9 protein-coding genes and 1 tRNA gene are annotated in these 12,155 nt (G+C 63.6%); 3 read left to right on the forward strand and 7 right to left on the reverse strand.

Annotated elements, in window-relative coordinates; all coding sequences use genetic code 11:
- The first annotated feature begins 2 nt into the window (after positions 1-2).
- Positions 3-863 carry a L,D-transpeptidase family protein gene (locus A37A_RS0105720; protein WP_018290564.1) on the forward strand — a complete coding sequence of 287 codons (861 nt, stop codon included), beginning with the start codon at positions 3-5 and terminating at the stop codon, positions 861-863.
- Positions 864-874: 11 nt separating this feature from the next.
- On the opposite strand, the gene mutL is transcribed toward A37A_RS0105720, so the two are convergent.
- A complete protein-coding gene (gene mutL, locus A37A_RS0105725; protein ID WP_018290565.1) occupies positions 875-2,662 on the reverse strand; it encodes a DNA mismatch repair endonuclease MutL in 1,788 nt (595 codons plus the stop codon).
- A gap of 71 nt (positions 2,663-2,733) precedes the next feature.
- Between mutL and A37A_RS0105730 the strand changes: the two genes are divergently transcribed.
- On the forward strand, positions 2,734-3,294 hold the full coding sequence (locus tag A37A_RS0105730) for a CAP domain-containing protein (protein ID WP_155996489.1): 561 nt from the start codon (positions 2,734-2,736) through the stop codon (positions 3,292-3,294).
- Here the strand turns inward: A37A_RS0105730 and A37A_RS0105735 are convergent.
- Positions 3,256-4,170, reverse strand: coding sequence for a ParB/RepB/Spo0J family partition protein (locus tag A37A_RS0105735; RefSeq protein ID WP_026195687.1), 915 nt, complete (start codon positions 4,168-4,170; stop codon positions 3,256-3,258). The two genes, A37A_RS0105730 and A37A_RS0105735, sit on opposite strands and share 39 nt — an antisense overlap.
- 161 nt (positions 4,171-4,331) lie before the next feature.
- On the opposite strand from A37A_RS0105735, the gene A37A_RS0105740 reads away from it, so the two are divergent.
- A tRNA-Val gene (locus A37A_RS0105740) sits at positions 4,332-4,403 on the forward strand.
- 21 nt (positions 4,404-4,424) lie between these two features.
- Here A37A_RS0105740 and A37A_RS16025 read toward each other — a convergent pair.
- The 5 genes from A37A_RS16025 to A37A_RS0105765 form a co-directional block, all read right to left on the reverse strand.
- A complete protein-coding gene (locus A37A_RS16025; RefSeq protein WP_018290567.1) occupies positions 4,425-4,952 on the reverse strand; it encodes a PepSY domain-containing protein in 528 nt (175 codons plus the stop codon).
- The gene (locus A37A_RS0105750) at positions 4,949-7,738 is read right to left on the reverse strand and encodes a bifunctional acetate--CoA ligase family protein/GNAT family N-acetyltransferase (protein ID WP_018290568.1); all 2,790 of its coding nucleotides are present in this window, start codon (positions 7,736-7,738) and stop codon (positions 4,949-4,951) included. Before A37A_RS0105750 ends, A37A_RS16025 begins: the two co-directional genes overlap by 4 nt.
- Positions 7,739-10,189: a phosphoenolpyruvate synthase gene (ppsA, locus tag A37A_RS0105755; RefSeq protein ID WP_018290569.1), complete on the reverse strand. Its 2,451-nt coding sequence runs from the start codon at positions 10,187-10,189 to the stop codon at positions 7,739-7,741.
- A gap of 174 nt (positions 10,190-10,363) precedes the next feature.
- Positions 10,364-11,161 (reverse strand): hypothetical protein, encoded by a 798-nt coding sequence (locus tag A37A_RS0105760; protein WP_018290570.1) that lies wholly within the window; start codon positions 11,159-11,161, stop codon positions 10,364-10,366.
- Between the two features lie 140 nt (positions 11,162-11,301).
- Complete coding sequence (locus A37A_RS0105765; RefSeq protein WP_018290571.1) at positions 11,302-11,958, reverse strand: hypothetical protein; 657 nt, start codon at positions 11,956-11,958, stop codon at positions 11,302-11,304.
- Between the last annotated feature and the right edge of the window lie 197 nt (positions 11,959-12,155).

A 12,155-nucleotide genomic window follows, 5' to 3' on the forward strand; every position in this document is an offset into this window, starting at 1 on the left:
CCATGTCGGTCCCTCTTGCTCCTCATCGGCGTCGGGCTTTCCACTTCGTCTTCTTGGCTGGAGCCTTGCAGGCGCTTCCGAGCCTCGCCCCCGCCGCTCCGCCGCTCCTCTCGGCGGCGGACCCGCCGGGTGGCGTCTGGCTTGCACAGCCGGAGGAGAGTGTACTGCCTGCGCAGAGCGTCGATCCGGAAACCCTGCGCAAGTTGGAAAAGCAGGCCGAGAAGGAGAAGGCGCGGCAGGAGAAAGAGATGCGGAAGGCCGCCGAGCGCGAGCGGAAGCGCTTGGACAAGGAGCGCCAGACACAGGAGAAGGCGATGCGCGGGCATCCGAAACCAACCTCCTCCTCCGAACCGCAGGTTCGCGTGGCGATCCCGGTTCGGCCGCAGGCGCCTCCCCGGGTTCTCCCCGCAATCTGGTCGCAACTCGTTCCCTCGAAAAAGATCACCTCCTTGGTGATCCATGTGCGGCAGCAGAAGCTCTACGTCTACCAAGGAAAGAAGCTGGCGGCCATCGCTCCGATCTGCACCGGGAACGCCACGCATCCGACTCCCATGGGACGCTTCACCATCATTCAAAAGGACCGCAACCATCTGTCGAGCCGGTACGGCTGCTTCGTCGACAACGTAACGGGTCGGATCGTCGACGGCAACGCCATCCTCGGACAACGCCCCCCTCCGGGCACGCATTACGAAGCCGCCGAAATGCCCCACTTCCTGCGCATCACTTCGGACGGTGTCGGGCTTCACGGCGGCTACCTGCCTGGATATGCGGCATCCCACGGTTGCATCCGCCTGCCGAAGAGCTTTGCTTCCGAGCTCTTTGAGTTCGTTCCGGACGGAACTCCGGTGTCGGTGGTCGAGTAAGTGGCTTCTCGTCACAGAAAATCGCAGCCGCCGGGCGATCCGGTTCTCCCGAACCGGCGTTGCAGCTCTCCGAAAGAACACTCGATCCATGTCGGCCGCCCATGCGGACAGGTATCGGGATTCCGGCAGGCAAACAGATCTTCCAGCAGCCGCCCCACCTCCTCTGGGGAAAGGTGGTCATGCGCCTTGACCGCCCGCCGGCAGACGATCCCGGCCAGCATTTCCGCTTCCGCTCTCCCGATCGCGCAACTTCCCTTTCGCTCGGTGAGATCGGCGGCCAGCCTTTCCAAGAAGGAGACGAGATCCAGGGAGGCCAGCCGAGCCGGCACCGCCTCCACCGCGAACGCTCCCCCGCCCAGCTCGCCCAGCTCCAAGCCCAGCCGGCACAAAGCCGGGAGTTCCTCGGCCAACACTGCGGCGGCGCGCGCGGGCAACGTGACGACCACCGGCTGGAGGAGAGGCTGCCTTCCGCTCCCCTGGCTCTCCCAGCTCGATAAGAGCCTTTCAAAGAGAATCCGCTCGTGAGCCGCGTGCTGGTCGACCAGAACGAGTCCCCCGCCAGTCTCGACCAGCAGGTAGAGCGAACCCAGGACACCGATCAGACGGCCTCCCATCCCCGGAAGTTCCGCAGGCTTCCCCGAATCGGCTTCAACAAGGGGAATCGGCTCGCCCTGGACTGCCAACGCGAAGGCGGCTTCGACTCTTTGCGGCCCGGAGGCGGACATTGGGCTCTCCGATCGGTGGCCGTCTCCGGCGTGCTCCGCCACGACACAAGGAAAAGCCGGTGCAGGAAAGGAGACGGCAGGACCCCGCCCCAGGCTCTGCCCGACGGCTTCGACCAGGAGGCTCCAAACCTCCCGTTCCTCGCGGAATCGAATCTCCCGCTTCGCCGGATGGACATTGGGATCGATCCGGGCCGGATCGATTTCCAGCCAAAGGACGACCGTCGGATAGAGGCCCCGCAAGAGCGAGTGGCGGTACCCTTCTTGCAGAGCCGCCGCGATCATCCGGCTTTCCACCGGCCTTCGGTTGACAAAGAAGAACTGCTCCTCCCGGCTTGGCCGCCCGACGCCCGGACGGCTCAGAAAGCCGCGGAGAGAAAGACCCGCGCGGCTCCATTGGAGCGGCAAGAGCGACTCGACCCAGTCGGCGCCGAAGATGGCCGCCAATCGATCTTCCCTGGATGCGGTCGCTGGCCAAGCCGTTCCCTCCCCTCGGGTTCCGTGCCGGAAGCGAAACGCGGTCGAGGGCTGCGCGATCGCCGCAAGCACGACCTGCCGCTGCAGATGCGCCTGCTCTCGGAGCGGAGAGCGAAGAAAGCTCCGGCGCGCCGGGAGCCTCGCAAACAGGGACCGGACTCGAATGGTCGTGCCCCGATCCCTCCCGATCTCCCGAACCGAAATCAACTTTCCCGCCTCGACCGCCACCTCGGTTCCCACAGACTCGCCTTCTTCTCGAGTCTGGAGCAGAAACGAGCTGACCGAAGCGATCGTGGGAATGGCCTCGCCCCGAAAGCCGTAGGATCGCAGCCGGCTCAAATCCTCGAAACTTTCCAGCTTGCTCGTTGCGTAGCGCTCCAGGCAGAGAAGCGCATCCTCCCTCCCCATGCCGCAGCCGTTGTCGGAGACTTGGATCAGGGCGGCGCCGCCGCCCTGGGTGAGCAGATCGATCTCCGTGGCACCGGCGTCGAGAGCGTTTTCCAGGAGCTCCTTTGCCACCGACGCCGGCCGCTCCACCACCTCTCCTGCGGCAATCTGAGAGGCGAGCGCCTCCGGCAGAACGCGGATTTTCCTTGCCATAGTTTCTCCGCGAGCTTCGCTCTGACGCTGGGCTTGTGCGAATCGATTTTTTTTGTTTTCTCTTCCGGAGCATGCCCAACGGGCACCCCGTTCTCCCTCGACCCGGTCGTCGACTCCTGCTCGCGACAACCGCGCTTTTCGTGCTCCTTTCTCCGGGCACTCCCGCTCCCGCTGCGGTTTCCTCTCCCGATCTTCCCGCCTTCCGCCAAGAATTGCTGGCCCGGATCAACCGGCTTCGGGAGCATCAGGATCTTCCGCCCCTGGAAGCCGATCCGCGCCTGCAAGCCGCCAGCCAGGAATGGGCGGAGCGGCTTGCGGCGGAGAGGCGTTTGCGACACCGGTCGGACGACTCCCTTTCCTCTCTCCTCGAAGAGGGGGGTTGGGAAACGATCAATGAAAACCTCTACTACGGCTCGGAACCCTTAAACCCGGGAAGGGTTCTCATGGATTGGGAGCGGAGCCCGCTCCACAGAAAGAACCTTCTGAATCCGGCCATCCGGCTTGCGGGACTCGGCAGGGCGGTCGGAGGCAACGGAGCCGCCTACGTCGTCTTCAACGGTGCCGGAGGCAAACGGCAGAAGACCTGGGAAGAGCTATGGCAAAAGCTCCCCTTCCCCCGCAGAGGAGGATGAGGCCACGCCGAGCGAGCGAAGCAACCGATCCAACTCCTCCGCCGAGACATAGCTGATTTCAATCCTTCCGCGTTCCGCCTTGCCCCGCACCCGCACGCGCGTGCCGAGCCGCTCCCGAAGCCTTCTTTCCAAGTCCCGCCAAGCCGCGGCCGCTTCCCGTCTCGGGCTTAGCCGACTCAGCTCGCCATTATTCCTCTCCCTCCGGATCTTTTCGACGAGCGCCTCCGCCTGCCGAACGCTCAATCCCTGCCGGACGATCTGGCGCGCGGCCCGAAGCCGATCCGCCGGGACCGCCAAGCCAAGGATCGCCTTGCCGTGGCCACCCGTCAATTGACCGCTCGCCAAGAGTTCCTGAACCTCGTTCTCCAAGGAAAGCAGGCGGAGCGCGTTGGCAACCGTACTCCGGTCCTTCCCTACCTTTTGGGCGATCGCCTCCTGGGTGAGGGAGAATCTTTCCTGGAGAAGGGCGTATCCCCGGGCCTCCTCGAGAATTGGAAGATCGCTGCGCTGGAGATTTTCTACAAGCGCGAGCTCGAGCATCTCTTGGTCGCTCGCGGGACGGACGATGGCGGGCACCTCGGAAAGCCCCGCGCGCATGGCCGCTCGCCACCGGCGTTCGCCCGCGATGATCTCGTACTTTTCCCCTGCCCGGCGGACGATGAGGGGTTGGAGAATCCCTCGCTCCCGAATGGAGCCTGCCAACTCTTCGAGAGCTTCTTCCGTGAAGGTCTTTCTCGGCTGATAAGGGCTGCTGACCAACCGGTCGACCGGGAGATTCTCGATGCGCTCTCCGCTCGCTCGGTCCGATTCCGGAGCCACGACGCTGCTCCGGGCCAGAAGCACATCCAGCCCACGGCCAAGCCCTTTCTGCGCCATAATCTCCGTTGCCCCTCCCCTGCTTCGGAGCCGAGAGTTTGCGCCGGAATCTTCGTCGTGGCAAGGCAAGAGGCGGGCGAGCGGCACAGCCCAAAAAGATCCGATCCTTCTTCACTCTTGCGGGCGCTCCGGCGCTGTGGCATCAAAAAGAATAGCGAACCGCGCGGTTAGCTTAGCGGTAGAGCGCTCGCTTCACACGCGAGAGGTCATAGGTTCGATCCCTATACCGCGCAGGAAGGTCAACCACAGAGAAACTAATCCCCCTCCTGCTCGCCAATCTCGTATCGCTCCTCCCGAATCTCGCGTACCTCGCCGCTCAACGCACCGACTTCCACTTCCCGCTCCCCGCCTCCGCTTCGCGGGACGATCTCCACCTCGTAAACCGGCATCCCCCCTTTCTCGAGCTTCCGCTCCACTTCCTTCACCTTTCCCGGAACCTTCTCGAGCGCAGTCTGTCGGGCCTCCTCCGGGGAGATCTTCGCCCCGTTCTCGAAAGCCGCATTTCCCCTTCCCACCACTTCCTCGGTCTCCACGAGACATCCGGTCTGGGCATTGACAAGGACCTTCCACTCCTTCCCCTCCCGGTCCTTGATCTCAAACTTATAGATCTTCCCTCCCTGCTCCTCCCGCTCGATTTCCATCTCCCAGACCTTGCCCGGCTTCTCGGCCAAGGCGGTTCTCAAGCAGCCCTCGAAATCGCACTCGGCCGCCCGCAGCGGCGCCGCGCCTGCCAGGAGGACTCCGATCATCGCCGCTATGCCTTCTCGCTTTCTGCCTTTCATTCCCCCTCCCGATGCTCTGGAGTCCTGCCAACGGGCGGCGCCCTCAAGGAAAGGATCGCTTCGTTCTCCCCCATTTCCTCGTGAAACCGGATCCGATAGCCCAGGCCAAGACAGATCCGTTTCATCCGCTCGTTTTCGGGCCGGATCCTGCCGACGATCCATCCCAGGCCCTCTCGCCCGCCGATCGCCGTTAGCCGTTCCAGGAGAAGTCGGCCGATCCCCTTTTGCTGCCAACGGTCCGACACAAGAAGGGCGAACTCCGCACCCGAGAAACCGTGGAGCTTTTCCAAGCGGCCGACGGCGACAATCCGCGCCGCCTCCGGATGGGGCGGAAGAACCTCCGCCACCAGCACCGTCTCGATGTTGTAGTCCGCCATACAGATCCGCGCAAGCCGCCCATGCGCGACCCTCTGCTCCAATTTCAGATGCTCGAAATAGCGGGAAAAGACGGTCTCCTCGGAGAGCTCCCGATGAAATGCGATCATCTGCGGCTCATCCTCGCCCCGGATCGGCCGCAAGCGGAGAAAGGTCTCGTCGCCCAGCCGGACCGTTTCGATCTGTTCGACCGGATAGGGGCGGATCGCGGGGCGAGGGAGCTCCTGCGCCAGCGTGCCGCGAGGAGAGAGCACCATTCGCGCATCGAGGGCCCTGACCCGCGCGTCGCCGGAGGCAAGGAGCGGGTTGATGTCGATCTCTCGAATCCGGGGAAGAGCGAGAACCAGCGCACCGAAGCGAATCAGGATCTCTTCGAGAACCTTCTGGTCCACGGGAGGAATGCCGCGCATCCCGCACAGGGCGCGGGCGATCCGCGTCCGCTCGATCATCCGTCTCGCCGAGGTGGTGTTGAGCGGGGGAAGTCCCATCGCTCGATCCTCCAATAGATCGACAAAAATTCCTCCCGCTCCGAAGACCAGGAGAGGTCCAAGCTGCGCGTCGGCAGCGCTGCCCAGGATGAGCTCGATCCCTCGCTCGGCAACCATCGTCTGGACCGTCACCCCGAGAAAAGCATCGGCTCCGGCATGAGCAACGGCGGCGGCACGAATCTCCCGGAAGGCGATGCGAACCGCCTCCTCCTCCTCAATCCCTAGACGTACGCCTCCGACGTCGCTCTTATGGGTGAGCTTGTGGGAGCGAAGCTTCACAGCTACCGGGAAACCCAGCGCCTGGGCTGCCGCTACGGCCTCCTCCTCGGTCGTCGCCTGGCGGGTGGGGACCACCGGGATTCCAAAGGCCCGAAGAATCTCCTTCGACTCCCATTCGTCGAGCAGGACCCGATCCTCCTGGTCCGCCCGGTTGAGGAGCTCCTCGCAGCGGACGACCGCCGAGCCCAACGTCTCGGGGTCGACCAGCAGGCGGGGAGTCTCGTAAAGGAGCTCCAGGTTGCGCTGCTGCTGCCAGATTAGCGCAAAGGCCCGCGCGGGAGCCTCCGGATAGGAAAAGCAGGGGATTCCGGCCCGATGGAAGACTGCGATTCCTTCCTCCACCGCCTCCCCACCCATCCAAGCGGCAAGGACGGGCTTCCGATAGTCTTTCACCGCCTCGCAGAGGCGCTCTGCGGTCCGCGTCGGCTCCGTCATCGCTTGCGGACAGAGAAGGACGAGCATGCCGTCGCTTTGCGGCTCCTTTTTGAGCAGTTCCGCCGCTTTCCGGTAGCGATCGGCGTCGGCGTCCCCGAGGAGATCCACCGGATTATTGTGGCTCCAGCTTGGAGGTAGGATCCGGTCGAGCTCCTGCCGGGTCTCCTCGGAGAGGGGGGCGAGCTCGCCTCCGGAAAGAAGCAGAGCATCGGTCGCCAGGACGCCCGCTCCTCCGGCATTGGTTAGGATGGAGAGGCGGGGGCCGGCGGGCCGGGCGTTTCCGCCCAACGCCTCGGCCAGGGAAAAGAGCTCTTCGACCGTCTCTGCGCGAATCACGCCCACCCGTTGGAAGGCCGCCTCGAGCGCTTCGTCGCTCCCGGCAAGCGACCCCGTATGCGAGAGGGCCGCCCGGGCTGCCTCCTTCGTCCTGCCCACCTTGAGAACGACCACCGGCTTCTGCGAGCCGATCGCGCGAGCGGCCGAAAGGAACGAAGCCGGATCGCCGATCGACTCCATGTAGAGGACGATGCTGCGGGTTTTCGGATCCTCCGCCAAAAAAAAGAGGATATCGCCCCAATCGACGTCCGCCATCGAGCCAAGGGTAAAGAAAGAACTGAAACCGATCTTCTCCCGAAGGCTCCAATCGAGGATTGCGGTCCCCACCGCACCGCTCTGGCTCAAGAAGGCGATGCTTCCCGGCAGAGCCATCTTCGAGGCAAAGGTGGCGTTGAAACCAGCGTGCGGGAGCATCAGGCCCAAGCAGTTCGGACCGATCACGCGCAATCCCTTCGCGCGGGCGGTCGCGACGATCCGCTCTTCCAGCAATTTTCCGGCTGGACCGGTCTCCTTGAAACCGGCGGAGAGGATTAAGGCGGCCTTCACCCCCGCTTGCGCGCACTCCTCGACGATTCCCGGGACGGTCGCTGCCGGAGTGGCGATTACGGCAAGGTCCGGAGCGGGTACAAGCTCGGTCACGCTGGCGTGAGCGGGCATGCCGAGCACCCGGCGATGCCGGGGATTGATGGGAAAGACGCTCGCCGGGCCTGCCGAAAGATTTTCGAGGACGGCACGGCCGACGCTTCCCGGCCGCTCGCTCGCCCCGATCACCGCCACGCGTCTCGGTGGGAGAAACGCGCCCAACCCATAGATGCCCGTGGAGAGATCCGCGGCCAGCCTCTCCTCCGGAAGATCTGCTCCCGCGGCACCCATTTAGCCTCGCCCCAGCGGAAGCTCCTTCTCCTTCTTGAGGATGAGGAGTGTCGTCTTGATCACCGTATCGGGATTCAAGGAGATGCTGTCGATGCCCTCCTCAACGAGAAACTCCGCAAATTCGGGGTAATCGCTCGGCGCCTGACCGCAAATGCCGATCTTCCGCCCCTTCGCCTTCGCCGTATGGATCACCTGGGCGATCATCCGTTTCACCGCTGCATTCCGCTCGTCGAAGATCGGAGCGACAATCTCCGAATCGCGATCCACCCCAAGAACGAGCTGGGTGAGATCGTTGGAGCCGATGGAAAAGCCGTCGAAGATCTCGGCGAACTCCTCGGCCAGGATCACGTTGCTGGGGATCTCGCACATCATGTAGACCTCAAGCCCGCCCACTCCTCGGACCAGCCCGTTCTTTTCCATCTCCGAGAGAACCCGGCGACCCTCTTCCACCGTCCGCACGACCGGCACCATCAGTTTGAGGTTCGTCAGCCCCATTCCTTCCCGAACCCGTTTGGCGGCGGCGCACTCGAGTGCAAAGCCTTCCCGGTAGCGGGGATTATAGTACCGGGATGCCCCCCGAAACCCGACCATTGGATTCCGCTCGACGGGCTCGAACTGCTTCCCTCCAATCAGGTTGGCATATTCGTTGGTCTTGAAGTCGGAGAGCCGAAAGATGACGTCCTTCGGATAGAAGGCGGCACTGATCATCGAAATCCCCTGGGCGAGCTTTTCGATAAAAAATTCCCGCTTGTCCTGGTAGCCCGCCGTCAGTCGCTCGATCTCGGTCTTCGTCCCCGCATCCTCCAGTTGATCGAAGCGGATCAACGCCATGGGATGAACGCGGATATAGGTCGTGAGAATGAATTCCATCCGCGCAAGACCGACGCCGTCGTTCGGAATAAAGGAAAGGGAAAACGCCTGCTCCGGATTGCCCACGTTCATGAGGATCTTGGTCTTGGGCCGCGGAAGCTCCTGCAAGTCGATGCGCTCCACCGCAAAGGGGAGCTTCCCCTCGTAGACCGTCCCCACCTCTCCCTCCGCGCAGGAGACGGTCACGGGCTGGCCGCTGCGCACCACCTCCGTGGCGTTTCCGGTTCCCACGACCGCCGGAACTCCGAGCTCCCGGCTCACAATGGCCGCATGACAGGTCCGCCCGCCCCGGTTCGTCACAATCGCGCCGGCCCGCTTCATCACCGGTTCCCAGTCGGGGTCGGTCTTCTCGGTGACGAGAATCTCTCCGTCCCGAAATTCGTGGAGAAGCTGAACGCTCGGGATCACCCGGGCGACGCCGCTGGCCACTTTTTCGCCGACGCTTCGCCCCCGAGCGAGCGGCTTGCTCTGCTCCTGTAGCCGGTAGATCTCGAGGACGTTCCGATTCTTCTGCGATTGGACCGTTTCCGGACGGGCTTGCAGGATGAAGAGCTCCCCCGTCAATCCGTCCTTCGCCCACTCCATGTCCATCGGAGTCGGCATTCCCCGTTTCTTGCTGTAGTGCTCCTCGATCACACAGGCCCATCGGGCGAGCTGCAGAATCTCTTCGTCCGAGATGGCGTATCGCCGTCTCTCTTCCGGCGGAACGGGCACGTTCTTGACGAATTTGGAGCCGCCGAGGTCGTAGACCAGCTTGAACTCCTTGGACCCCATTGTTTTTTGAAGGATCGGGCGGAAGCCGTCCCGCAGGGTCGGCTTGAAGACATAGTACTCGTCCGGGTTGATCGCGCCCTGGACGATGTTTTCCCCGAGTCCATAAGAGGCGTTGATCAGCACCGCGTTGGGAAAGCCGCTCTCGGTATCGATCGAGAACATGATTCCGGATGCGGCCAGATCAGAGCGGACCATTTTCTGGATCCCGATCGAAAGGGCGATCCTGAGGTGATCGAATCCCTTGTCAATCCGGTACGAGATCGCTCGGTCGGTGAAAAGGGAGGCGAAACAGCGCTTGCAGGCAACCAGCAGTTGATCCTCCCCCTGAATGTTCAGATAGCTCTCCTGCTGGCCCGCGAAGCTCGCCGTCGGCAAGTCTTCGGCCGTCGCGCTGCTACGGACCGCGACGTCGGCCGGCTGGCCGCCGTTCCCATCGAGCTTTCGGTAGGCACCCCGGATCGCCTCGACCAGCCCGGCGGGGAAGTCGGCGGAGAGAATCGCCTGGCGTGCCTGCTTGGCCCGTTTGCGCAGGTCGTCCAGGTTTCGGCTGTTGACCTCTCGGAGGAGGTCGGCGAGCTTCTGGTCCAACTCCGCCTCCCGGAGGAAATGTCGGTAGGCTTCCGCCGTGGTGGCAAAGCCGTTGGGAACCTTGACCCCCTCGGACGAGAGCTCGCGAACCATCTCGCCGAGCGATGCGTTTTTTCCTCCGACGCTGGGCACGTCTTCAATGCCGATGTCGGCAAACCAACGAATGAAGGAATCTTTGGGGGACGCGGGCGGCTTGGGCGTGAGCGGATCGGCTTTCATGGGAATCTCCTTTCTGTGAGAAGAATCGCTTCGAGAGCAACGCGGGAAGGATTTCTCGCTTTCCCATCATTGTATCGCCGGATCACACGCGACGGCAAGCTTTGCGCCGCCTACCCCGCTCTTGTTGCTCGTGGGCGCGCAACTTCTCGACGACGATGGGGCGCCGGAAGCGATTCAGAAACGATAACCGAGCGCCACGATGCCCACTGGTTCGTAGAGCCAACGTCCGCCTAGCCCCGCATGCGGGGTCTCGTTGATGGTCACCCCTGGCCCGCTCAATCCGTTCACGCCACCGATGAACCGGAAGAAGCCGTCGAGGCTGATCGACCAGCGCGAGTTGGGAATGTAATACCGTGCGCCCCCGGTGGGGGAAAACCAGTATCCCCAAACCGCCCCATGATCGATCCCTCCTGAGGCGGTATTGGCCAGGACACTCCCGCCGATCATGCCGATGAAGGGTTCGAGCCGATCGTGCCACACCCGGTAGCCGACTCGTCCCCGCATGCCCAGGAAGCCGAGATTCTCGTGATCGCTCACCCCCAAGCCGGAAACGCCGACTCCCATGTACGAGCCGAAGAAGTCGAGGTCGAAGGACCAGTGACTCCAGCGTTCCGGATCAAACCAGCGGTACCCGAAAGAGAGTGCCGAGTTCACCGCGAAGTTGCTGTTCCCCGCGGCGGCCTCGACGCCACCGGTACGGTCATTCACGATTTCCCCGCGGTCATATTGCGGAAAGGCCGTTCCGGTCCCTACGCTGAGGAACCAGCTGCCGGAGCGGTGGCGGGCGGGTGCGGGCTCACTTCCGAGGCCGGAGAGAACCGGAGGCCTGGTCCCCTTTTGCGGCTCTCGGACGAAGATCCCGTCCTCTTCTGCTTCCGCCGCATTCCGCGCTTGCGCCAAAATCGGCGCCGCCCCAGCAACAACGACGCAGCAGAGGCCAAATGCCCATAGGAGTCGACGAGAGACGCTCATCGGCGGTCGGATTCAGGTTCGCGAGAGCTTGCGAGACTTGCAGGCTACGGCTCCCAGAAATGCAGGCCAAGCCATGCCGCAGCCGACGACCCCCTCTTCATTCGCATTCCGAGACAGTAAGGGAAAGAGCCCCACGCCTGTCAACCCTCTCGGCGCAGCGCGCGGCCCACCAGCGCTTCTACCGCGCCATACTCCTTGGGCTCGAGGTTATGCCACTTGGCCAGCTCCATTCCGTGACGGTCGTAGACGGTCGCCCGGAGGCGACCCCGATCCGCCCGCCAACCAAGGCTCCGGACCGTCCTGCCGTTGAAATCCGGGATGGCGCAGACGAAGGGATGCCAGCCGGGATGATTCGCGTCCTTTGTGGATAACATCTGCATCCGAGCCGCCTCTCGTCGAAGATCCGCCTGCAGCCGGTGCGACACATAACCCGGCATCCAGGCGGCAACCGAACCGTGCAGGTCGACCAGCACGATCAACCGAAAGTCCGGCGTCGTCTGAAAATGGTCGAGCGCCCCCGCCGCCCTTCTCGTCGCCTGTTGCGTCTTCTCGGTCGAGCTCAGCACGACGGTTACATAGCCGGGGGCGTTGAGCACCACCTCGCGGCCGAAGGCGTCCCGCGCTGCGATGGCTCCACTGGTCCGGGAAGAATTCGCTCCGGTCGCCCGTTCCCAGGCAATAAGAAACAAGGCGAGTGCGAGCACCCACCCGGTCCGAGAGGCGAGCCTCCCCGGTGTCTGTCGCCCGCAATCGAAACGCCGCCCGTTTGGCCGAAGGGCCTGCCAATGGCCGCCCATGGCGCTTAACCTAAACGTAGCCCCCCGGAAAGCGCAAGCACTCTGAGAGCTTCCGGGTGGTGAGGCATCCCGGAGCGCGGCTCTCCCCGCCGTTGGAGGCGGCCGGTTTTGAACACAGGAAAGAGCGGCAGACGCACGAAGCGTCCGCCACCCTTTTCTCGCCTTCGCCCGGACGGGCGAGGCCCTGACACTCTTTT

The organism is Verrucomicrobium sp. 3C (assembly GCF_000379365.1).
In the GTDB taxonomy this organism is placed as follows: Bacteria; Verrucomicrobiota; Verrucomicrobiia; order Methylacidiphilales; family Methylacidiphilaceae; genus Methylacidimicrobium.